The 21,513-nt window shown below is 67.9% G+C and carries 20 protein-coding genes and 1 pseudogene; 16 read left to right on the top strand and 5 right to left on the bottom strand.

Annotated features, from left to right (window positions below):
* Positions 1–114 precede the first annotated feature (114 nt).
* The 9 genes and pseudogenes from BMX16_RS17975 to BMX16_RS11250 all read left to right on the top strand — a co-directional run bounded on the left by BMX16_RS17975 (position 115) and on the right by BMX16_RS11250 (position 8,555).
* Positions 115–2,283: pseudogene (locus BMX16_RS17975) on the top strand (Hint domain-containing protein).
* Between the two features lie 80 nt (positions 2,284–2,363).
* Positions 2,364–2,834 carry a transcription elongation factor GreA gene (greA, locus tag BMX16_RS11285; protein WP_089903309.1) on the top strand — a complete coding sequence of 157 codons (471 nt, stop codon included), beginning with the start codon at positions 2,364–2,366 and terminating at the stop codon, positions 2,832–2,834.
* Positions 2,835–2,845: 11 nt separating this feature from the next.
* Positions 2,846–3,829: a hypothetical protein gene (locus tag BMX16_RS11280; RefSeq protein ID WP_089903305.1), complete on the top strand. Its 984-nt coding sequence runs from the start codon at positions 2,846–2,848 to the stop codon at positions 3,827–3,829.
* A 1-nt stretch (position 3,830) separates the two neighbouring features.
* Positions 3,831–4,763 (top strand): AEC family transporter, encoded by a 933-nt coding sequence (locus BMX16_RS11275; protein ID WP_089903303.1) that lies wholly within the window; start codon positions 3,831–3,833, stop codon positions 4,761–4,763.
* A gap of 34 nt (positions 4,764–4,797) precedes the next feature.
* Positions 4,798–5,619 carry an S-formylglutathione hydrolase gene (fghA, locus tag BMX16_RS11270; protein ID WP_089903300.1) on the top strand — a complete coding sequence of 274 codons (822 nt, stop codon included), beginning with the start codon at positions 4,798–4,800 and terminating at the stop codon, positions 5,617–5,619.
* A gap of 9 nt (positions 5,620–5,628) precedes the next feature.
* Positions 5,629–6,072 carry a YaiI/YqxD family protein gene (locus BMX16_RS11265; RefSeq protein ID WP_089903297.1) on the top strand — a complete coding sequence of 148 codons (444 nt, stop codon included), beginning with the start codon at positions 5,629–5,631 and terminating at the stop codon, positions 6,070–6,072.
* A 3-nt stretch (positions 6,073–6,075) separates the two neighbouring features.
* Positions 6,076–6,708 (top strand): HAD family hydrolase, encoded by a 633-nt coding sequence (locus BMX16_RS11260; protein WP_089903295.1) that lies wholly within the window; start codon positions 6,076–6,078, stop codon positions 6,706–6,708.
* Entirely contained in the window at positions 6,705–7,619 is a 915-nt protein-coding gene (locus BMX16_RS11255; RefSeq protein ID WP_089903292.1) for an ornithine cyclodeaminase family protein, read from the top strand. Before BMX16_RS11260 ends, BMX16_RS11255 begins: the two co-directional genes overlap by 4 nt.
* A 36-nt stretch (positions 7,620–7,655) precedes the next feature.
* Positions 7,656–8,555: an alpha/beta fold hydrolase gene (locus BMX16_RS11250; RefSeq protein ID WP_089903289.1), complete on the top strand. Its 900-nt coding sequence runs from the start codon at positions 7,656–7,658 to the stop codon at positions 8,553–8,555.
* Here BMX16_RS11250 and BMX16_RS11245 read toward each other — a convergent pair.
* Positions 8,552–9,793 (bottom strand): MFS transporter, encoded by a 1,242-nt coding sequence (locus BMX16_RS11245; RefSeq protein ID WP_089903286.1) that lies wholly within the window; start codon positions 9,791–9,793, stop codon positions 8,552–8,554. The genes BMX16_RS11250 and BMX16_RS11245 overlap by 4 nt on opposite strands.
* A gap of 64 nt (positions 9,794–9,857) precedes the next feature.
* Here BMX16_RS11245 and zapE point away from each other — a divergent pair, with 64 nt between their 5' ends.
* Positions 9,858–10,919, top strand: a complete 1,062-nt coding sequence (zapE, locus tag BMX16_RS11240) for a cell division protein ZapE (protein ID WP_089903422.1) — start codon at positions 9,858–9,860, stop codon at positions 10,917–10,919.
* Between the two features lie 135 nt (positions 10,920–11,054).
* Here zapE and BMX16_RS11235 read toward each other — a convergent pair whose 3' ends face one another.
* The 4 genes from BMX16_RS11235 to BMX16_RS11220 all read right to left on the bottom strand — a co-directional run bounded on the left by BMX16_RS11235 (position 11,055) and on the right by BMX16_RS11220 (position 14,897).
* A complete protein-coding gene (locus BMX16_RS11235) occupies positions 11,055–11,612 on the bottom strand; it encodes a hypothetical protein (RefSeq protein WP_089903283.1) in 558 nt (185 codons plus the stop codon).
* A 91-nt stretch (positions 11,613–11,703) separates the two neighbouring features.
* The gene (locus BMX16_RS11230) at positions 11,704–13,011 is read right to left on the bottom strand and encodes a bifunctional folylpolyglutamate synthase/dihydrofolate synthase (protein ID WP_245731496.1); all 1,308 of its coding nucleotides are present in this window, start codon (positions 13,009–13,011) and stop codon (positions 11,704–11,706) included.
* Positions 13,008–13,940, bottom strand: coding sequence for an acetyl-CoA carboxylase, carboxyltransferase subunit beta (accD, locus tag BMX16_RS11225; protein ID WP_089903419.1), 933 nt, complete (start codon positions 13,938–13,940; stop codon positions 13,008–13,010). Before accD ends, BMX16_RS11230 begins: the two co-directional genes overlap by 4 nt.
* 69 nt (positions 13,941–14,009) lie before the next feature.
* A complete protein-coding gene (locus BMX16_RS11220; RefSeq protein ID WP_089903277.1) occupies positions 14,010–14,897 on the bottom strand; it encodes a CPBP family intramembrane glutamic endopeptidase in 888 nt (295 codons plus the stop codon).
* A gap of 165 nt (positions 14,898–15,062) precedes the next feature.
* Between BMX16_RS11220 and ilvD the strand changes: the two genes are divergently transcribed.
* The 6 genes from ilvD (at position 15,063) to BMX16_RS11190 (ending at position 21,441) form a co-directional block, all read left to right on the top strand.
* A complete protein-coding gene (gene ilvD / locus BMX16_RS11215) occupies positions 15,063–16,826 on the top strand; it encodes a dihydroxy-acid dehydratase (protein WP_089903273.1) in 1,764 nt (587 codons plus the stop codon).
* 5 nt (positions 16,827–16,831) lie between these two features.
* Positions 16,832–17,449 carry a hypothetical protein gene (locus BMX16_RS11210; RefSeq protein WP_089903270.1) on the top strand — a complete coding sequence of 206 codons (618 nt, stop codon included), beginning with the start codon at positions 16,832–16,834 and terminating at the stop codon, positions 17,447–17,449.
* Positions 17,450–17,520: 71 nt separating this feature from the next.
* Positions 17,521–18,294: a DUF6478 family protein gene (locus tag BMX16_RS11205; RefSeq protein WP_089903267.1), complete on the top strand. Its 774-nt coding sequence runs from the start codon at positions 17,521–17,523 to the stop codon at positions 18,292–18,294.
* A 33-nt stretch (positions 18,295–18,327) separates the two neighbouring features.
* Positions 18,328–18,708, top strand: a complete 381-nt coding sequence (locus BMX16_RS11200) for a hypothetical protein (RefSeq protein WP_089903263.1) — start codon at positions 18,328–18,330, stop codon at positions 18,706–18,708.
* A gap of 73 nt (positions 18,709–18,781) precedes the next feature.
* Entirely contained in the window at positions 18,782–20,806 is a 2,025-nt protein-coding gene (locus BMX16_RS11195) for an NADPH-dependent 2,4-dienoyl-CoA reductase (RefSeq protein ID WP_089903258.1), read from the top strand.
* Positions 20,803–21,441 (top strand): SGNH/GDSL hydrolase family protein, encoded by a 639-nt coding sequence (locus BMX16_RS11190; protein ID WP_089903256.1) that lies wholly within the window; start codon positions 20,803–20,805, stop codon positions 21,439–21,441. Before BMX16_RS11195 ends, BMX16_RS11190 begins: the two co-directional genes overlap by 4 nt.
* Positions 21,442–21,513 lie beyond the last annotated feature (72 nt).

The raw sequence follows: 21,513 nt of genomic DNA, 5'->3' as shown, positions 1-21,513 counted from the left end.
ATTTCGGCGGGCTGAGGTGACCGGATCGTTCATGTTCTGTGCCAAACCTGCACCTGTCCCGCCGATGTGCGGGCGGGCACTGACGTGCCGCATGTCTCTTCTGGTCCAGACCGGATGGCATGGCACGTTCGGTGTCCCTGTTCGGGACAGGATGCCATGCCGACTTCCTACGAGGTCATATTCCTGGGTCAGTTGTCGATCATCGACAGCCAGGCCAACAACGAGGAGACCGCCGAGAACGCCGGCGGCATCCTTGGCACCTATGGGACCACCGGCACGCCATTGTTCAACAACGTGCGTACCCTGACGGCCGAGCGGCAGACAGAAGACGACAACAACAGTTACGATGTGGACAACTTCGGCGGCTACGACAGTTTCCGCATCAATGGCGGCGCGCCGCAGAACTTCGACGCGGTGGCGATCTACAACGCGACGATCACCTACATCGACGGGACCACCGCCAGCATCACGGCGGTCGTCTTCCAGGACGTGAACGGCAGGACGTATCTTGCGCCGGAACTCACCGCGAACGCCGATCAGGCGGCGCTGACCGCCGCCCCGATCCGGTCGCTGCAACTGGTCAGCGTGGCCAGCAACACCGGCGACGCGGCGGGCGACATGGCGGCCAACCGCATTGCCGGCGACTTCAAGGCGCCGGTGGACGGGGCCGAGACCGCCCAGACCATGGGCGTGGGCTTTGCGGACGGCCAGAACGATCGGGTCACGACCGGTGCCGACGTGGTCTATGCGAACGGCGGCAACGACACGGTGGTCGCGGGCGGCGGTGGCGATCTGGTCTATGGTGGCACCGGCGACGACACGCAGCATGGCGACGACGGCAACGACGCGCTCTTTGGCGATCAGGGGCAGGATTGGCTGTTCGGCGGCACCGGTTCCGATACGCTGTCCGGCGGGACCGAAAACGACCTGATCTATGGCGGGTCCGACAATGACACGGTGTCGGGCGACGACGGCAACGACATGGTCTATGGCGACGCCGGGAACGATACGGGCTTTGGCGGGGCCGGCAGTGACACGCTTTACGGTGGTGATGGCAACGACAGCCTGTCGGGTGGGGCCGGCAACGACAGTCTGGGCGGCGATGGGGGCGACGACACCCTGTTCGGCGGCGACGGCAGCGATACGATGTCCGGCGGGACCGAGGGCGACATTCTCTTCGGTGGTGCGGATGGGGACACCCTGTCCGGCGACGCGGGCGACGACAGCCTGTCCGGCGATGCGGGTCACGACACGCTGCTGGGGGGCATGGGGCAGGACCGGCTGGCGGGCGGGACCGAGGATGATACGCTCTTCGGTGGTGCGGATGCCGATACGCTTTGGGGCGATGCCGGCAACGACAGGCTTGTCGGCGGCAGTGGCAGCGACACCCTGACCGGCGGGGCGGGGGATGACGTGTTCGGCTTCGACCGGGCGGGCGGGGCGGATACGGTCACTGATTTCGACATGAGCGATGCGGACGGCGACGGTCGCACGAACGACCAGCTTGACGTCAGCGCGTTGCGCACCCTCGATGGCAGGCCGGTCACCGCCTATGACGTGGTGGTGCAGGACGCAGGCGGCGGCAGCGCGCGGCTGGTCTTTCCCGAAGGCGAAAGCATCGTCCTGCTGGGTGTCGCACCGTCGCAGATGACCTCTGCTGCGCAGATGTTCCGCGCGGGTATCCCGTGCTTTACTCCCGACACCCTGATCCTGACGCCGCAGGGGCAGCGCCCCGTGACCCAGTTGCGGCCCGGCGATCTGGTGGTTACGCGCGACGACGGCCCTCAGCGAATCGTCTGGTGAGGGCGGCGCGACCTGTCGGCGGCCGACCTTGCGGACCACCCGCATCTGGCCCCGGTCCGCATCGCACCGGCGGTGTTCGGCAATCCGCGATCGCTGCTGGTGTCGCCGCAACATGCCATCCTGCTGCGCCACGACGGCGAGGAGCGCTTTTTCCGCGCCACCCATCTGGCCCGGATGGCCGGCGGTGGGGTCCGTGTGGCCCACGGTGTGCGGCGCGTCAGCTATGTGCACATCCTGTTCGAGCGTCACCAGATCGTCCTGTCGAACGGGATCTGGACCGAATCCTTCTATCCCGGCCCGCAGGCGATGGCGTCCATCGACGCCGCCGCACGCCGCGAATTGCTGACGCTGTTTCCGGCCCTGTCGCAGGGGGTCGCGGCGGCCATCGGCCTGCCTGCACGGGACATCCTGCGCCGCCTCTGTCTGCCGCCGACCTTGCATGCGCTGCAGGCGGTGGCGTCAACCGCCACTTGCGCTTGACGCCGCACTGGCCCAATAGGCTATGAACGCTTGCGCGGTCCGTGCGCGCGCACTGCAACCAGACGACAAGGGCCCCCGCCATGGAAAAGATCCCGTTGACCGCCGCCGGTTTCTCCAAGCTCGACGCCGAGCTGAAGCATCTGAAATCCGTCGAGCGCCCGGCGATCATCCGCGCCATCTCCGAGGCGCGCGAGCATGGCGATCTGTCCGAGAATGCCGAATACCACTCTGCCAAGGAAAAGCAGTCCTTCATTGAGGGCCGCGTGAAGGAGCTGGAAGGCGTCATCTCGCTGGCCGAGGTCATCAATCCCGCCCGGATGTCCGGCAACGTCAAGTTCGGCGCGACCGTGTACCTGATCGACGAGGACACGGACGAGGAGAAGACCTTTCAGATCGTCGGCGAATATGAGGCCGACATCGAGCAGGGCCGTCTGAACATGAAATCGCCTCTGGCGCGTGCGCTGATCGGCAAGGACGCCGGCGACAGCGTCGAGGTCCGCACACCCGGCGGCGACAAGGCCTACGAGATCGCCCGCATCGAATTCAAGTAAGGCGTCCGGGCATGGCCCCCGATCCGCGCAAACCCGGCTCGGCCAGCGGGTCCGGCCTGACCGGCAGCGACCTGACCGCACTCGGGGTCGCGGCGGCATGGGTCGTGATCGTGGTTCTGCTGATGCTGCTGTTGCCTGCCGCACCCGACGGCTTTGGCGGGTTGCAATGGCTGGTGCTGGGCATGGCGCTGATCGTGCCGCTCGGCCTGATCTGGATGGCTGCGGCCCTGACGCGCACCCGCGATGCCGTGGCTGCCGACCAGCATCACCTGCTGGCCACCATCGACGCGCTGCGCACCACCTTGACGGCCGAGCGCAAGGCGCGGGCGAACGCCCCCACCGTCGAGGCGAAGCTGAACGAGATCGCGCACACCGCCCGGCAGACGGAGAAGACGCTCGCGACGTTCGCCACCACCCGCGCCGGCGCGGCCAAGTCCAAGGTCGGCATCGCATCCGCCGCCATGACCCCACAGGACGACCAGCAGACCCTTGCGCTGGGCACGCAGGACGACGACACGGCACCGCCCTTGTCGCGTGGCGATTTCATCCGGGCGCTGAACTTTCCCGATACCGAAAAGGACGTCGCGGGGTTCGACGCCCTGCGCCGCGCGCTCAAGGATCGCACCGCCCGCCAGCTGGTGCAGGCCGCGCAGGACGTGCTGACCCTGCTCAGCCAGGACGGCATCTATATGGACGATCTGATCCCCGACCGCGCCCGGCCAGAGGTGTGGCGGCGCTTTGCCGGTGGCGAACGGGGCCGCGCCCTTGCGGGGTTGGGTGGCATCCGTGACCGCAGCTCTCTGGCCCTGTCGGCTGGCCGGATGCGCGAAGACACTATCTTTCGCGATGCGGCGCATCATTTCCTGCGGCTCTTCGACAAGACGCTGGTGACGTTCGAGCCGGAGGCGACCGACGAGGAGATCGCCGCCCTGACCGATACGCGCACCGCCCGGGCGTTCATGCTGCTGGGCCGGGTCACCGGCACCTTCGACTGACGTGATCGCGGTCTTCCTTCAGACGCTGCCCTTCTTTGGAATCATCGGTCTGGGGTATGGGGCGGCGCGGATCAGGTTCTTCGGACCCGATGCCACGGCGGCCCTGACGCGTTTCGTGTTCTATTTCGCGCTGTCCGCGCTGTTGTTCCGGTTTTCCGCCAACCTGTCGCTGGGGCAGGTATGGGACGGCCCCTTCGTGCTGGCGTATCTGTGCGGCACGGGCGCGATCTATGCGCTGGCGACGGTGGTCGCGATGGCGCGCGGCCTGCCCGTGGCAGAGGCGGCGGTCGAGGCGCAGGTGGCGGTGATCGGCAACGTCGGCTTCCTCGGCATTCCGATGCTGACCCTTCTGCTGGGAGAGGCGGCGATCGGTCCGATCATGCTGGTGCTGTCGGTCGATCTGATCGTGTTCGGGTCGCTGATCGTCATCCTGATCACCGGCAGCCGCGACGGGCGCATCCACGCGGGCGTTCTCGCGACGGTGGGTCTGGGTCTGTTGCGCAACCCGATGATCGTCAGCATCGTGCTGGGGCTGACGGTGTCGGCCTTGGCCCTGCCGGTGCCGGACCCGCTGAACGCTTTCGTCACGCTCTTGGGCGGGGCGGCGACGCCCGGCGCACTGTTCGCCATCGGTGCATCACTGGCGGCGAAATCGGCGGAACGTGTGTCGGTTGCCCTGTGGCTGTCGGCGGCAAAGCTGCTGCTGCACCCTGTGGCCGTGGCGGCCTTTGCCCTGCTGGTGTTCGACGTGGCCCTCGCTGCTGCCGCCGTGATGATCGCGGCGGCCGCACTTCCGGTGGCGGGCAACGTCTATATGCTGGCGCAGCATTACGGCGTGGCCGCCGCACGGGTGTCGGCGGCGATCCTTGTCACCACCACGTTCAGCATCGTCACGATCAGCACCGTCGTTGCACTGACCGCGCCCCTGCGCTAGCCCTTGGGCCAACATCCGCGCAGGAGGCATCGCCATGCAGACCAAATCCGAAAACCGCTGTTTCGGTGGCACGCAGGGGGTCTTCACCCACGCGAGCAAGGCGACGGGCACCGACATGACCTTCGGCCTGTTCCTCCCGGAGGAGGCCGCCACGGGCCCCGTGCCGGTGCTGTGGTTCCTGTCCGGCCTGACCTGCACGCACGAGAATGCGATGACCAAGGCGGGCGCGCAGGCGTTCGCTGCACAGCAGGGGATCGCCGTCGTATTCCCAGACACCTCGCCGCGCGGCGATGGGGTCGCCGATGATGCCGCATTCGATCTGGGGCAGGGGGCGGGTTTCTATATCGATGCGACGCAGGCGCCGTGGGCCCCGCATTTCAGCATGGAACGCTACATCACGCGCGACCTGACCGACCTGCTGGCGTCGGAGTTCCCGCTCGACATGGACCGGCAGGGCATCACGGGCCATTCGATGGGTGGTCACGGCGCGCTGACGCTGGCGATGAAGCACCCGGGCCGATTCCGGTCCGTGTCGGCGTTTTCGCCGATCTGCCATCCCACGCAGTCCGACTGGGGCCGCAAGCAGTTCGCGGCCTATCTCGGTGGCGACGGGTCGGCGCACGATGCGACGCTGCTGATGCGGGACCGCGGCTTCGACGGGCCCGTGCTGGTCGATCAGGGCGCCGACGACCAGTTCTACGACCTGCTCAACACCGGCGATTTCGCCGCCGCCTGCGCCGCCCGGCGTCAGGACGCGCAGGTGCGGCTGCACAAGGGCTACGACCACAGCTACTACTTCATCGCGAGCTTCATGGAGGATCACGTCGATTTCCATGCGCAGGCGCTGTATGCCTGAGGGCCGCACATGATCTACGTCGACGCCGACGCCTGCCCGGTGAAGGCCGAGGTGGAGCGCGTGGGCACGCGCCACAAGGTGCGGATGGCCGTCGTGTCGAATGGCGGCATCCGCCCGTCGCCCAATCCACTGGTGGAAACGGTGGTGGTCCCCGATGGCCCCGACGTGGCTGACATGTGGATCGCCGACCGGGCGGGGCCGGGCGACGTGGTTATCACCGGCGACATCCCCCTTGCCGCACGCTGCGTGGCCAACGGCGCGCAGGTGCTGAAGCATAACGGCGAGGCGCTGACGCCCGCCAATATCGGCAACGTGCTGGCGACCCGCGATCTGATGGCCGACATGCGCGCCGCCGATCCGTTCCGTCAGGGCGGCGGGCGGCCGTTTTCCAAGGCGGACCGCTCGCGCTTTCTCGACGCCCTCGAACGCGCTCTGCGCTCTGCGAAAGGTTGATCCATGCCCGTTACGGCCACCATCCATGCCGTCGTCTTCGACATCGGGAACGTGCTGCTGGAGTGGCAGCCGGAGCGGTTCTATGACGCGGCCATCGGCAAAGAGCGCCGCCGCGCCATGTTCGCGGCCATCGACCTGCACGGCATGAACGACGGCGTGGACCGTGGCGACCATTTCGGCGATGCGGTGGCCGCTCTGGCCGGCCGCCACCCGGATTGGCGGGCCGAGATCACGATGTGGCACGACAACTGGGCCGACATGGCGGCACCTGAGATTCCGCACAGCGTGCGCCTGCTGCGGGCCTTGCGGGCGGACGGCGTGCCCTGCATCGCCTTGTCCAATTTCGGCATCCAGACCTTCGAAATCGCGCAAAAGCGGTATCCGTTCTTGCACGAATTCGATCAACGCTACATCTCTGGCCATATGGGCGTCATCAAGCCGGACCCGGAGATCTATCGGCGGTTGGAGGAGGGCTGCGGGTTCGCGCCCGGCAAACTCCTGTTCGCCGACGACCGGATCGACAACATCCGCGCGGCAAGCACACGGGGCTGGCAAACGCATCTGTTCGACGGTCCCGCCGGCTTTGCAGGGCGGCTGGTGGGTGAAGGGCTGTTGACCCCGGAGCAGGCCGCATGATCCGGCAGATCCCCTTTTCCGCCGAGCGGCACCTCGACTGGCTGGCGCTGACGGATGCGCTGGCGGCGGGGCACGACGGGCCGCGCGCGCAGGTGGAGGATATGTTCCTGTATCAAGGCGACAACACCCTGCTGACCCGTGCGGCGTGGATCGCGGGCATGGGTGTGCTGGTCAAGGCGGCCACGGTGTTTCCGGGGAACCCCGCGCAGGGCAGGCCCGCGATCGGCGGGGCGGTCAACCTGATGTCCGACGCGGACGGATCGCTGCTGGCGGTCATCGACTTCGCCCTCGTGACGAAGTGGAAGACTGCGGGTGACAGCCTGCTGGCGGCGCGCAGGCTGGCGCGCCCAGACAGCCGCAACATCCTGATCGTAGGGGCAGGGACGGTGGGGCGCAGCCTGTTGGCGGCTTACGGCGCGGCCTATCCCGCTGCGCGGTTCACGGTGTGGAACCGTTCGTCCGCCGGGGCCGCGGCCTTTGCCGCCGAACACCCCGGCGTCGCGGTGGCGGACGATCTGGAAACCGCCGTCAGGGCGGCCTGCATCGTGACCAGCGCCACCATGTCCACGGCACCCCTGATCCGCGGCGACTGGTTGCAGCCGGGCCAGCACATCGACCTGATCGGTGCCTATCGCCCGGATATGAGGGAGGCGGACGACACCGCCATCCTGCGCTCGCGCGTGTTCGTGGACAACCGCCACACCACGACGGCCCATATCGGAGAATTGAAAGCGCCGCTGGATGCGGGCGTGATCCAGCCGGACCATGTCATCGCCGATTTCTACGACCTGCCGGCGTTCGTGCGGCGCAACGCGGAAGAGATCACGCTGTTCAAGAACGGGGGCGGGGCGCATCTGGACCTGATGACCGCCGACTACATCCTGCGGGCTACGGCACATGCCGCCGACTGACGCGGTGGTTGCAAAAGTGCAAGGAGAGACGCTGTGATGATCGCCTGGGCCGTGCTGATCGCACTTGTGGTCGCACTCACCGTGCCCTTCGTGCTCGCGGTGCGACAGTCCAGCGTGGATGCCGCCGACCGGGCGGCGGCCGCGGGCCAGTTTGCGACGCTGACCCAAGGGGCGACATGGCTGCGCTGGCACGGGCCCGCGCGCGGGCCTGTCATCGTGGCGGTCCACGGTCTGACCACGCCCAGTCGCGTGTTCGACCCGCTGGCGGAACGGCTGGGACGCATGGGCTACAGGGTGCTGACCTATGACCTCTATGGGCGCGGGTTGTCGGACCGGGCGGCGGGGCGTCAGGATGCGGCGTTCTTTCTGCGGCAGCTCGACGATGTGCTGACGGATCAACGGGTTGGACCGGACGTCATCCTGATGGGTTATTCCATGGGCGGGGCCATCGTCGCGGCCTTTACCGCAGCCCAGCCGCACCGGGTCGGGCGTGTGATCCTGCTGGCCCCGGCAGGCATGGTGGTGACGGAAGGGCGGTTCTGGTCCGTCGCTCTGCGCGTGCCGATCCTTGGCGACTGGCTGGTCGCGACCTTCGGCGCACGGCAGCTTGCGGCAGAGGCGGCCCCTGCCGACACGCCCGTGGGACAGATCCAGCGGGCGGAGCTGACCCGGCGCGGCGGGTTGACCGCCGTGCTGTCCAGCCGCCGCCACATGCTGCACGTCTCTCAGGAGCAGGCGCACCGCACGCTGGGGCGGCAGGACATACCCGTGCTGGCGGTCTGGGGCGGACAGGACCGGACGATCCCGCTGCAAGCCCTTGGGATGCTGGCGCAATGGAACCGCAACACCATGCAAGAGGTGGTGCCGGACGCCGACCATGCCCTGCCATGGCGCCATGCGGACGAGGTCGCGGAGATCATCCGCACCGCCATCTAGGCGGGGACGGCGACCGGACCCTTCGCCTCCTTGATGGGCAGGTGCAGCACCGCGCTCAGCGCGCCGACCCCGACGCCGATCCACCAGACGGCATCGTAGCTGCCGAAGGCGTCATAGAGCCGCCCGCCCAGCCACACGCCCATGAAACTGCCAAGCTGGTGCGAAAAGAAGACCAGCCCGTAAAGCGTGCCCATGTAGCGCAGGCCGTAGAGGTGCGCCACGAGGCCCGATGTCAGTGGGACCGTCGCCAGCCACAGGCTGCCCATGGCGAGGCTGAACAGGATCACCGTCGTGGGCGTCATGGGGGTCAGGATGAACGCCGCCGCGACCACCGTGCGGGCGACATAGATGCCTGCCAGAAGATACTTGCGCGGATACCGCTTGCCAGCCCAGCCTGCCGCCAGCGTGCCGCCGATGTTGGCCAGCCCGATCAGCGAAATGGCGATGGCCCCGAGCGCGCTGGTCGTCGTAATGCCGAGCCCCGCGAGGATGCCGCCCGCCATGATCGGTCCGCAGGCCTCTGTGATGAAGGCGGGAAAGTGGGCGGTGATGAAGCCGAGCTGGTAGCCGCAGGAGAAGAAGCCGAGGAAGATCAGCGCGAACGATGGATCCTTGATCGCGCGCAGCACGACCGTGCCCATGCTTTCCTGCAGTTCGGCCCGGGTGGCGGGGGCGGGGCTGCGCATCATCGGCAGCACGGCGAGGACGGCGAGGATCGCGGCGGCGAAGACGAGGAACACGTTCTGCCATGACATGAGCGTGAGCAGCCATTCCGCCAAGGGCGCGCCGAACACCTGTCCCGCCGATCCCGCCGCCGTGGCTATCGCCAGCGCCATGGAGCGGTTGTCGTCGCTGGCCGCCCGGCCCACGACGGCCAGGATCACGCCGAAGCCGGTGCCGGCGATGCCGAAGCCCACGATAATTTCCGTCAGTTGCGCGCCGAGCGGCGTGGTCGCCCCCGCCGCCAGCACGAGGCCCACCGCATAGCAGATCGCACCGATGACGATGGCCTTGCGGTCGCCGATCCGTTCCGCGATCGCGCCGAAGATCGGCTGGCCGAACCCCCAGGCGAGGTTCTGGATCGCGATGGCCAGACTGAACTCTGCCCGGGGCCAGCCGAATTCCTCGGCCACGGGGATCTGGAACATGCCGAAGGACGCGCGGATCGCGAAACCCGTCATGATGATGAGGCATCCGGCGATCAGGACCGGGGTGAACAGGGGGGCGCGTGTTTCCATGGCCTACGTTGCTGACGATGCAGGCGAATTGTCAATTTGCAAACGGCGGCGTATGCGGGGGGCCATGAGTGTGACCGAAGCCTATGACAGCGCCGTGGCCGCTGGCCGTCTGACCCGCGATCCTGCGCAAGAGGGGGTCCTGCCGGAACTCGACCGGATCAGGGATGCGCTGGAACATCCCGTCATGACAGGATTCTTCCGCAAGACACCGCTGCCCGTTCGCGGCCTTTACATGTGGGGCGGCGTAGGGCGCGGCAAGTCGATGCTGATGGATCTGGCCTACAGCCAGATTGACGTGCCGAAGCAACGTCAGCATTTCCATGCCTTCATGCAGTGGATCCACGCCGAGATCGCCGCCGCACGCAAGACCGGCGTGGACGATGCGATCAAGCCCGTGGCCGCGAAACTGACTGCCGACATCCGCCTGCTCGCCTTCGACGAGATGCAGATTTCCGACATCACCGATGCGATGATCGTCGGGCGTCTGTTCGAGGCGCTCTTCGCCGCAGGGGTCACGGTCATCACGACCTCGAACCGGCCGCCGGACGACTTGTACAAAAACGGTCTGAACCGGGATATCTTCGTGCCGTTCATCGACCTGATCAAGGACCGGATGGCGGTGCACGAGCTGGCCGCCGTCACCGATTACCGGCAGGGGCGGCTGGCGGGGACCCCCAGCTATTTCACGCCGAACGATGCCACCGCCCGCGCCGCCATCGCCGCGGTCTGGCAGCGCGTCAGCGAGGGTCACAGCACGCCGCTCACCTTGCACGTGCAGGGCCGGACGGTGACGCTGCCGGACTATCACAACGGTGTGGCGGCGGCGTCGTTCTACGACCTGTGCGGCAAACCATTGGGTGCGGCAGACTACCTTGCCTTGGCCGCTGCGGTGCGGGTGCTGATCCTGCGCGACATCCCCTCGCTGGGACGCGACAACTTCAACGAGGCGAAGCGGTTCGTGACGCTGATCGATGCGCTTTACGAGGCACGTGTGCAGTTGATCTGTTCGGCGGCGGCGGCCCCGGAATACCTTTACCGTGAGGGCGAGGGATCGTTCGAATTCGAACGCACCGCCAGTCGTCTGCGCGAGATGCAAGCGGACGGTTGGGGGCAAGTGTCAAGCTGAATTGACGCCTTCGCCGGGTCATAAATCGTGAAATGCAACAAAAAAGCAGGCCCGAAGACCTGCTTTTCTGACCTGCCCTGCTCGCAGAGGCTGCGACGCTTCAATGCGCCTGTTCTCTCTGACGTTGGCCTCACCCTAATGTGATGCGTGATTCGCCGTCAATCCCCTGATTCGCGACAACGCCTTGCTAAGGGGAACTGTCGTGCCGCAATCGGGTGAAACCGGGTCATATGTCGCGAAAAGAGGCGTTTTCGGGTCGATGGTGCTGTCCATGATGTAGGTGCCGTCGAAGCAGACATCCTGGCCGATGTTGCCGGAGTTCCAGCCGAAGCCGGGTGTGCCGCAGTCGTCGACGGCCCCGTTGGCGTTCCACCCCTGACTGACGTTGCTGTCAAAGCTGCCGCCCGTTGGAAAGGTCATCGTCGCGGGATCGAAGCGCAGGTGGAACGTCGTACCGGGGCGCGCCTGCACCATGTCCCATGTGCCCAACAGGCGGCCATCGCGATAGCCCGTGATTTTGAAGCGTTGCACGTCGTCCTCGGTCAGGACCCGGCCAGCGGTCATCGCTGCGTCGGCGACCTGCATCCGGCCCGTCATGGTATAGCCGCCCGCCCCGACCCAGCACAGGTTGAGGGTGGCCGCCGATGCGGGCAGCGCGGACCAGAGCGCCACGAGGATCACGATGGGGCGCATGGGTTGCGTCTTTCCTGCCTTTGGGTCGTGCAGTAGATGGGCGTTCCGACGCGCGTGGCAAGGGCTGTCGTGGCGCAGCCCGCAACGCGGCTCAGACCGGACCGCCGACCCCGTTCACGCGCAGCACGTGCCCCGCAAGATAGAGTGAGCCGCAGATCAGCACGCGGGTGGCACCGGTCGCTGTCGCCTGACGGATCGCCGTCGACACGTCGGGCGAGGTGTCGGCGGCAAGGCCCGCGGCCGTCGCGTGGCGGGCGGTGTCGGCGGCGGGGATCGTCGCGGTCTCTCCGGGGATTTCCACAGCGGTAAGGGCCGCCGCATGGGGCGCCAGCGGGCGCAGGTAACCGCCGATGTCCTTGGTATTCAGCATCCCGCAGATCAGGTGCGTGCGTGCGGGCGGCATCGCGGCCAGTGTCGCGGCAAGGGCCACGCCCGCCGCAGGGTTGTGCCCGCCGTCGAGCCACAGGGTCGCGGGCCGCGCGAGATCGGCCAGCGCTCCGGTAGCCAGCCGCTGCATCCGGGCGGGCCATGCGACGCGGGTCACGGCGGCCTCGGCCACCGCCGCATCCGTATCGGACAGGCCCGCCTGCGCCGACAGATGCCGCAGGGCGGCGATGGCGGTGCCCGCGTTGTCGATCTGGTGCGGGCCGGGCAAGGCGGGCAGGGGCAGGTCCAGCAGACCCCGTTCGTCCTGATAGATCAGCCGGTCGCGTTCGACGCCCACGTGCCAGTGCTGGCCGTGCACGAGAAGGGGGGCGCCAAGGCGGGCGGCGCGGGCCTCGATCACGTCGAGCGCTGCGTCGTGCTGGCGGGCGACGATGCAGGGCACGCCGCGTTTGAGGATGCCGGCCTTTTCGGCGGCGATCAGCGGCAGGGTGTCGCCGAGATAGCTTTGGTGGTCGAGATCGACGGGCGTGATGACGCACAGCGCAGGCGATGCGACGACGTTGGTGGCGTCGAGGCGTCCACCGAGGCCGACCTCCAGCAGGGTCGCGTCGGCGGGGGTGTCGGCGAAGGCGAGAAGGGCGGCGACGGTCGTGATTTCGAAATACGTGATCGGATCGGGGCCGTTGGCGGTGTGAACCCTGTCCAGCAGGGCGGTCAGCGCGGGCTCTGAAATGAGCGATCCGGCCAGACGGATGCGTTCGTGGAACCGCGCGAGGTGGGGCGAGGTGTAGGCGTGGACGCGCAGGCCGCGCGCCTCCAGCCCGGCGCGGATCATGGCCTGCGTGCTGCCCTTGCCGTTGGTGCCGGCGATGTGGACGACCGGCGGCAGGCGGTCCTGCGGATTGCCCAGACGGCCCAGCAGCCGCCACACCCGGTCCAGCGTCAGGTCGATGACCTTGGGGTGCAGGGTCATCATTCGCGCCAGAACGGCGTCCGATGTCGTGGATGTCACGGCTGTACCGGGATCTGTTCCTGATCGTCCAGCGCATGGCTGTCGATATGCGGCGGCGGCAGGTCGCCCTTGATCGCCGGGGGCTGCTGCATGAGCATCCGCAGGATCGTGACCAGCTCGTCCTTCAGGTCCGTGCGTTTGGTCACGCGGTCCAGCATGCCGTGATCCAGCAGGTATTCCGCGCGCTGGAACCCTTCGGGCAGCTTCTCACCTATGGTCTGTTCGATCACCCGCGCGCCCGCGAAGCCGATCAGCGCGTTGGGTTCGGCGATCTGCACGTCGCCCAGCATGGCGTAGGACGCGGTGACGCCGCCCGTGGTCGGATGCGTCAGCACGACGATGTAGGGCAGGCCCGCTTCCTTGAGCATCTGCACGGCAATGGTGGTGCGGGGCATCTGCATCAGGCCGAGGATGCCCTCCTGCATACGCGCGCCACCGGCAGCGGAGAAGAGCACCAGCGGACGCCCCAGCGCCACGGCCTGTTCGGCGGCGGCGACGATGGCGTTGCCCACATACATCGACATGGACCCGCCCATGAAGCCGAAGTCCTGCACCGCGGCCACGATGGGCGTGCGGCCGATCTCGCCCATGGCGACGAGCATGGCGTCACGCTCGCCGGTCTTCTTGCGGGCCTCTTTCAAGCGGTCGGTATATTTTTTCTGATCGCGGAACTGCAGCGGGTCGGCCACGGGTTCGGGCACCTTCACGTCCGAATAGACACCGCCGTCGAACAGCGCCGTCAGCCGGTCGCGGGCCGTGATCGGCATGTGGTGGCCGCAGTTGGTGCACACGTTCAGGTTGGCGGCCAGTTCGCGGTGGAACAGCATGGTTCCGCATTCGGGGCATTTGGTCCACAGGTTGTCGGGCACTTCGCGGCGCGAGAACAACGAGTTGATCGTCGGACGGACGTAGTTGGTGATCCAGTTCATGGCGCGCATCCCGTGGCTTCTGGCGTGGAAATATGCGGTTGGGCGGGAATATGCAATCGAGGCGCGCCCTCAGGCGCGGATCGCGACCCGTGCGCCCAGCCACATGACGCCGACGCTGAGGATGGAATAGGCGATGTCGAGGACGGTCCATGCGCTGACCAGATCGCCCAGCCCCGCGGTCATGGGGATGTAATCGGCGGCAGGCAGCAGGAACAGCGCCAGCCCGTGTCCCGGCATCCCCACGTAACCCAGCAGCAATGCAGCAAAGATGTTGTTGCCCAGATGCAGCCCGATGGCCGCCCCCAGGTTGCCCGTGCGTGCGGTCAGGTCGGCGCAGGCGGCCCCCAGCAGCGTGGCCCAGACGGCCCACAGAACGCCTTCGGCCAGCCCATCGCCGTTCAACAGATGGCTGGTGCCGAAATACACCGACGGCAGCAGCAGCCAGACCCGCTTTTGCGTGCTGATCGCCGCCAGTTGCTGGGTCAGGTAGCCGCGAAAGTAGATCTCCTCGGTGGCGACCTGCAGGGTGATCGCCAGCAGCGCGGGGGCCAGCCAGATCAGCCAGCCGCCCAGCGGCGCCAGCCGCAGGTCGCCGTCGATGCCGCCCAGATCGAAGGGTTGCTGCACTGCCAGCACCAGCCCCACGGCCAGCAATACCCGACCCCCGTCGCGCAGCACCGCGGGCAGCGGCCCCATCAGACTGGCAGGCCCGCGCCGGTGCAAGAGAGCGACCAGCAGCCAGACCGCCACCAGCGTCACGCCGAAGCCCGCGTAATTCAGCACTTCCAGCGCCGCATCGGGCCACGTCCAGTCCACGAACGGCCCGAGGAGCGCCGGGGTGAAGGAGAACGCCAGTTCGAACCCGGCAATGACGCAGATCACGCGCCAGACCTGCGCCGATCGCAGGGCCGGGACCCGGAAGGTCAGCAGGGCGTGGTAGGCTGTGGGCAGCGGCATGGCGCATCAGTGACCGACCCGGCACAGCGGCGCAATGGTCGCGATTGCCGCCCCCCGGGACATGTGGCGCAACAGGATCATGCGCGCCGTACCCGCCCGCATTGCGTCTTGTGTCGCACAGACCCGCCCACTAGACCTTTGCCAGCAGATTCAAGGAACCCTTTCATGGCCACCAACCGCTTCGACAAATCCCGCCTGCCCAGCCGTCACGTCACGATGGGGCCGGAACGTGCGCCGCACCGGTCCTATTATTACGCGATGGACCTGACCGAGCAGGACATCGCTCAGCCTTTCGTCGGTGTGGCGACCTGCTGGAATGAAGCGGCCCCCTGCAACATCGCGCTGAACTGGCAGGCCCAGTCGGTGAAGCGCGGCGTGAAGGAGGCGTTCGGCACGCCGCGCGAGTTCACGACGATCACCGTGACCGACGGCATCGCCATGGGCCACGAGGGGATGCGGTCGTCGCTGGCCAGCCGTGAGGCGATCGCCGACACGGTGGAGCTGTCGATGCGCGGCCACGGCTATGACGCGCTGGTGGGTCTGGCGGGCTGCGACAAATCCTTGCCGGGCATGATGATGGCGATGATCCGGCTGAACGTGCCGTCGGTGTTCATGTATGGCGGCTCGATCCTGCCGGGCAAGGTGCCCGCGGGGGCCGACGTGCCCGCCGATTTCGCCAGCCGCGACCTGACCGTGCAGGACATGTTCGAGGCGGTGGGCCGCTATCAGAACGGCGAGATGACGGAGGAGCAGCTCGCGATCCTCGAAAAGGTCGCCTGTCCCAGTGCCGGTGCCTGCGGCGGCCAGTTCACCGCCAACACGATGGCCTGCGTCAGCGAGGCGATCGGTCTGGCGCTGCTGAACTCGTCGGGCATGCCCGCCCCCTACAAGGACCGTGGCCAGTATGGCGAGGCGTCGGGGCGCGCCGTCATGCACCTGATCGCGGAAAACATCCGCGCGCGCGACGTGGTGACGCGCAAGTCGCTGGAGAACGCCGCGCGCGTCGTCGCCTGCACCGGCGGGTCCACCAATGCGGGTCTGCACCTGCCCGCCATGGCGCACGAGGCGGGGATCGATTTCGACCTGTGGGACGTGTGCGACATCTTCAAGGACACGCCCTATTTCGTGGACATGAAACCCGGCGGCCAAGCGGTGGCCAAGGACCTGTTCGACGCGGGCGGCATCCCCGTCGTGATGAAGGAACTGCGCAAGGCGGGTCTGATTCACGAGGATTGCATCACGTCCTCTGGCCGCACCATCGGCGAGGAGCTTGACATGATCCGGGGCGAGCCGGACGGCAAGGTGATCCACTTCATCGACAATCCCATCACCAAGACCGGCGGCGTCGTGGGGCTGCGCGGCAACGTGGCCCCCGACGGGGCCATCGTGAAGGTCGCGGGCATGACCGAAGAGCAGCAGGTCTTTACCGGACCCGCGCGCGTGTTCGAGAGCGAGGAAGAGGCCTTCGCCGCCGTCAAGGCGCGGTCCTACAAGGAAGGCGAGGTGCTGGTGATCCGCAACGAAGGGCCCGCTGGCGGGCCCGGCATGCGCGAGATGCTGGCGACCACCGCCGCCCTGTCCGGTCAGGGCATGGGCAAGAAGGTGGCGCTGATCACCGACGGACGCTTTTCCGGTGCGACGCGCGGATTCTGCGTGGGCCATGTGGGGCCGGAGGCGGCGCGCGGCGGTCCGATCGCGCTGCTGCGCGACGGCGACATGATCACGCTGAACGCGCTGACCGGAGAGCTGAACGTCGCCGTGTCGGACGCGGAGATGGCGGAGCGCCGCGCGGCCTGGGCCGGTCCGCGCCCGACGCTGTACGAATCCGGTGCGATCTGGAAGTTCGCACAGCTGGTCGGCGGCGCGCGGCAGGGGGCGGTGACCCATCCCGGCGCACGCGCCGAAAAGCACATCTACATGGACCTCTGAGCGTCATGGGGATGCGTGCCGCGCTGGGCGTGATGCTGGTGGCCACCCTGGCCGCCTGCGAACCCGTGGGCATGACCGGCCCCGGCCAGCCTGCCGTACGGCTGATGGGCGATGTGGTCGTGGCCGCCCCGGACGGCTATTGCGTCGATCCTGTGGTGACGCGCCCGCAGACGGGCTTTGCCCTGCTGGCCGCCTGTGCGGCGATGGACCCGGACGGCGACGGCAGTTTTCCCGACGACGTGGCCCTGATCACGGTGCAGGTGGGGGCCGCCGGCAGTGCCGCTGTGGCAGGGCAGGAGGATGCGTTCCGCGCGTTCCTCGAGACGCCGCAGGGCGCGGCGCTGCTGTCGGCGTCCGCCATCGGCGGCCCGGTGGCGGTGCGCGGCACACAGGCGAACACCAACGCCGTCGCCGTCTATACCCAAGACGCAGGCCCCCCCGGTGTCGCCGGCACGCAATCGACATCGTGGCGGCTGTTCACCGATGTGAAAGGCAGGCTCGTTACGGTGTCGGTACGGGGATTGGAACAGACGCCCCTGTCGCAGGACGGCAGTCTGGATCTGGTCCTGCAGGTGCTGGGACTGTTGCGCGGTGCCAATGGCGGGACCGCGACGGCCACCTGACGCGCCTGCAAGGGCTATCCCCCCGCAGCGGGCTTTGGCACGCAGGGCAAGACCATCACGAAGGAACCACCATGGCCCGCAGGACCGAAGGCGTGATTGAATCGGCGCTGAACGCCAGCGCCCTGCGGCGCTGGTCGCGGGCCGCGCGCACTGCGGCCACGACCGAACTGCAGACCCTGCGCCGCCAACGCCAGCAGGCGCGCGCGCTGGTGTCCCGCCTGGCGGATCTGATCCACGTCGCTGATAGTCGCCTGGCGCTGCCGCGCATCGGGTCCACCGCCTTTGCCCGGCCCGGCGGTACCGACTGGTCGTGGCGACCGCAGGCCTGGCGCGGCCCGCTCGAGGTCAAGGGCATGACGGCGGTGCCCACGCAGACCATGCTGGGCAACGAGGTGACGCTGTTCCACAACTGCACCGAGAGCGAGCTGACGCTGCGCCAGTTGCGCAACACGCGCGAAGAGGACCTCGCGCCGTTCGCGCTGCGCCTCGACGTGTTCCGCTTCGACGGGACGTTCCTGTCGCTGGTCCTCGATCTGCCGCAGGACGCGGTGCAGGGCCTGCAGCGGCGGCACATCCTGCGCGTCAGTGCCATCGCCGAGGTGGAGCGCCCGCTCGACATCTTCGTGCGGCTCAACATCAAGCATGGCCCGAACACCGACACGCTTGTGCAGGAGCTGCCGCGCGGCGGTCACGAAGGCATGGTGGAATTCGACCTTGCCTATACCGAGCTGAACGAGAAGCGGCTGGAAAAGGCGTGGCTGGACATCATCTTTGGCGGGCCCGAAATGAACCAGATCACCTTGCGCGACCTGACGGTGTGCCGTTATCCGCGCGCCGAACTCTGACCCCGTGGGGGCTGTCACGATGGGACCTTTGCCATGACCGACCTGATCCTGACCAAGACCCGCATGACGGACGGCGTGTGGAACGGCGTCCTGACCGGTCATGTCGGTGACACGGCCCTCCGTCTGGTGCTGACCCACCACGGCGACGTCTGTCCCGGTCCGACCGTTACGGTGCTGGCCGACGGCACCTGGGCGGTTGCAGCGCCGGTCCCGGCGGCGCGGCTGGCGGACGGTGTGCAGACCTTCATCATCAGCGACGCGGCCAGCGACACGGTGTTGGCCAGCTTCGCCTTTCTCACCGGCGATGCGCTGGCAGAGGATATCCGCGCCGAGATGGACCTGCTGCGCGACGAACTCGACATGCTGAAACGCGCCTTCCGCCGCCATTGTGCCGAGACATCCTCCGACGACTGATGACGCGTGACGCCGCGTTGTGGGTGACGCTGTTGCACGGCTGCGGCAGATTGCGGGGCAGGGGGACCCACCGATGACAACCTATCCGCACCTGCTGTCGCCGCTCGACCTTGGCTTCACCACGCTGAAGAACCGTGTGCTGATGGGGTCCATGCACACCGGGCTGGAAGAGACGCGCGACTGGAACCGCGTGGCGGATTTCTATGCCACGCGCGCGCGCGGTGGCGTCGCGCTGATGGTGACGGGCGGCATGGCGCCGAATACCGAGGGCGGCGTGTTTCCCGGTGCGGCGGGCCTGTTCGGCGATCAGGACATCGCCAACCACCGCATCGTCACCGACCGCGTGCACGCGGCGGATGGCAAGATCGCGATGCAGATCCTGCACGCGGGCCGCTATGCCTATGGCAAAGGCTGCGTGGCACCATCTGCGATCAAGTCGCCGATCTCTCCCTTCGTGCCGTTGGAGCTGGACGAGGACGGCATCGAGACGCAGATCGCCGACATGGTGACGGCCGCCGTGCGGGCGCGGGCCGCAGGTTACGACGGGGTCGAGGTGATGGGGTCGGAGGGGTATTTCCTGAACCAGTTCCTCGTCACCCACACCAACAAGCGCACCGACCGCTGGGGCGGCAGCTATCAGAACCGGATGCGCCTGCCGGTGACGGTCGTGCGCCGCATCCGAGAGGCGGTGGGCCCCGATTTCATCATCATTTACCGGCTGTCGATGATCGATCTGATCCCGAACGGGTCCACATTCGCCGAGGTGGTGGAGCTGGCGCAGGCGATCGAGGGCGCGGGGGCCACGATCCTGAACACCGGCATCGGCTGGCACGAGGCGCGGGTGCCGACCATCGCCACGTCCGTGCCGCGTCGGGCCTTCGCATGGGTCACGCAAAAGCTGATGGGGCATGTGGGGATCCCGGTCATCACCAGCAACCGGATTAACACGCCCGAGGTGGCGGAAGCGGTGCTGGCCGGCGGCTGCGCCGACATGGTCAGCATGGCGCGTCCGTTCCTGGCCGATCCCGATTTCGTGGCCAAGGCGGCGGCGGGCAGGCCCGACACCATCGCGCCCTGCATCGCCTGCAATCAGGCCTGCCTCGACCACACGTTCGGCGGCAAGCTGTCGTCATGCCTCGTGAACCCGCGCGCCTGCCACGAGACGGAGCTGGTGCTGACGCCGGTGGACACGGCCCGGCGCGTGGCCGTCGTGGGGGCGGGGCCGGCGGGCCTGTCGGCGGCACTGGCGGCGGCTGCGCGGGGCCATGCGGTGACGCTGTTCGATGCCAGCGCCGACATCGGCGGGCAGTTGAACATGGCGCGGCAGGTGCCCGGCAAGGAAGAGTTCCACGGCCTCGTGGACTGGTATCGCACCAGCGTGGCGGACTCGCACATCGCGCTGCGGCTGGACACGCGGGTGACCGCCGCCGACCTGGCCGATTTCGATGACGTCGTGATCGCGACGGGCGTGCGGCCCCGCGATCCGATGATCCCCGGTCAGGACGGGGCGAACGTCGTCAACTATATCGACGTGCTGCGCGCCAAGGTGCCTGTGGGGCAGCGGGTCGCCATCATCGGGGCGGGCGGCATCGGGTTCGACGTGGCGGAATACCTCGTGACCGGGGACAGCCCGACGCTGGACCTGCCCGCATGGTTGGCCGAATGGGGCGTTACCGACCCGGAGGCCGCGCGCGGCGGGCTTGTGCCCGCAGGCCCGGCACCCGATGCGCCGTTGCGGCAGGTGACGCTGTTGCAGCGCAAGGCCAGCAAGGTGGGCAAGGGGCTGGGCAAGACGACGGGCTGGATCCACCGCGCGTCCCTGCAGATGAAGGACGTGACCATGATCGGCGGCGTGAACTACGAACGGATCGACGCGGACGGCCTGCACGTCAGCTTCGGCGAGGGGCGCGAGACCCCGACGCTGATCGCCGCCGACACCATCGTGCTGTGCGCCGGGCAGGAACCGGAACGCGGCCTTGCGGACGAACTGGCCGCACTTGGCATCACCGCGCATGTCATCGGCGGGGCGGATGTGGCCGCCGAGCTGGACGCGAAACGCGCCATCGATCAGGGCACCCGTCTGGCGGCCCGGCTGTGAGGGGCGCGCTTGCCCTGATCGTGCTGCTGGGCGCCTGCGCCGCGCCGCAGGTGGGGCCGGTCGGTGTGTTGGCGGTGGGCGATTCGGTGTTGGCGTGGAACCGGCTGTCGGGCGGCGACATTCCTCGCGTCGCGGCCACGCAAGCAGGTGTCGCGTCGCAGAACCGCGCGGTGCTGGGTGCGCGGTTTCTGGAAACGGTGCCGGGGCAATACCGCGAGGGGCCGTGGGACTGGGTGATCGTGAACGGCGGCGCCAACGACCTGCGCGGTACCTGCGGCTGCGACGGCTGCGATGCGACGCTGGATGCGCTGGTCACGCCGGGCGGGCAGGGCGGGGCGATGCCCGACTTCGCCCGCGACATGGTGGCCCGCGACCACAAGGTGATCCTGCTGGGCTACTACGGCACCTCTGTCGCGGGTGGACCGTTTGCCGATTGCGCGGACGAGCTGTCGGAGCTGTCGCGCAGGCTGGCCCTGACCGCGGCGGCGGACCCCGGGATCACCTTCGTCGACGCCAAGGCGGCCATAGATCCTGCGGATCTGGGCCTTTATGCACCGGATCTTGCGCATCCGTCCGCGGCAGGGTCCGCGGCGATCGGGGCGCTGGTCGGGGCGGCGATGCGGACAGCACCCTAGGCCTTGGGCTGTTTCTGGGGGCGCATCAGTGGGCCCCTGCATCGCGGTATTGTCAGCCCTTGGTCCCAATCC

The organism is Loktanella fryxellensis, assembly GCF_900110065.1.
Taxonomy (GTDB): domain Bacteria; phylum Pseudomonadota; class Alphaproteobacteria; order Rhodobacterales; family Rhodobacteraceae; genus Loktanella; species Loktanella fryxellensis.
The sequence above is the reverse complement of the archived record's forward strand: the minus strand, read 5'-3'. Positions and strand labels throughout refer to the sequence as shown.

Excerpts from the sequence above, each read along its gene's own strand:
- zapE (WP_089903422.1), top strand. The coding sequence starts at position 9,858 with ATGAGTGTGACCGAAGCCTATGACAGCGCCGTGGCCGCTGGCCGTCTG.
- BMX16_RS11220 (WP_089903277.1), bottom strand. The coding sequence starts at position 14,897 with ATGCCGCTGCCCACAGCCTACCACGCCCTGCTGACCTTCCGGGTCCCG.
- BMX16_RS11250 (WP_089903289.1), top strand. The coding sequence starts at position 7,656 with ATGATCGCCTGGGCCGTGCTGATCGCACTTGTGGTCGCACTCACCGTG.
- BMX16_RS11265 (WP_089903297.1), top strand. The coding sequence starts at position 5,629 with ATGATCTACGTCGACGCCGACGCCTGCCCGGTGAAGGCCGAGGTGGAG.
- BMX16_RS11195 (WP_089903258.1), top strand. The coding sequence starts at position 18,782 with ATGACAACCTATCCGCACCTGCTGTCGCCGCTCGACCTTGGCTTCACC.
- BMX16_RS11210 (WP_089903270.1), top strand. The coding sequence starts at position 16,832 with ATGGGGATGCGTGCCGCGCTGGGCGTGATGCTGGTGGCCACCCTGGCC.
- accD (WP_089903419.1), bottom strand. The coding sequence starts at position 13,940 with ATGAACTGGATCACCAACTACGTCCGTCCGACGATCAACTCGTTGTTC.
- BMX16_RS11280 (WP_089903305.1), top strand. The coding sequence starts at position 2,846 with ATGGCCCCCGATCCGCGCAAACCCGGCTCGGCCAGCGGGTCCGGCCTG.
- BMX16_RS11260 (WP_089903295.1), top strand. The coding sequence starts at position 6,076 with ATGCCCGTTACGGCCACCATCCATGCCGTCGTCTTCGACATCGGGAAC.
- ilvD (WP_089903273.1), top strand. The coding sequence starts at position 15,063 with ATGGCCACCAACCGCTTCGACAAATCCCGCCTGCCCAGCCGTCACGTC.
- fghA (WP_089903300.1), top strand. The coding sequence starts at position 4,798 with ATGCAGACCAAATCCGAAAACCGCTGTTTCGGTGGCACGCAGGGGGTC.
- BMX16_RS11255 (WP_089903292.1), top strand. The coding sequence starts at position 6,705 with ATGATCCGGCAGATCCCCTTTTCCGCCGAGCGGCACCTCGACTGGCTG.
- BMX16_RS11245 (WP_089903286.1), bottom strand. The coding sequence starts at position 9,793 with ATGGAAACACGCGCCCCCCTGTTCACCCCGGTCCTGATCGCCGGATGC.
- BMX16_RS11235 (WP_089903283.1), bottom strand. The coding sequence starts at position 11,612 with ATGCGCCCCATCGTGATCCTCGTGGCGCTCTGGTCCGCGCTGCCCGCA.
- BMX16_RS11205 (WP_089903267.1), top strand. The coding sequence starts at position 17,521 with ATGGCCCGCAGGACCGAAGGCGTGATTGAATCGGCGCTGAACGCCAGC.
- greA (WP_089903309.1), top strand. The coding sequence starts at position 2,364 with ATGGAAAAGATCCCGTTGACCGCCGCCGGTTTCTCCAAGCTCGACGCC.
- BMX16_RS11200 (WP_089903263.1), top strand. The coding sequence starts at position 18,328 with ATGACCGACCTGATCCTGACCAAGACCCGCATGACGGACGGCGTGTGG.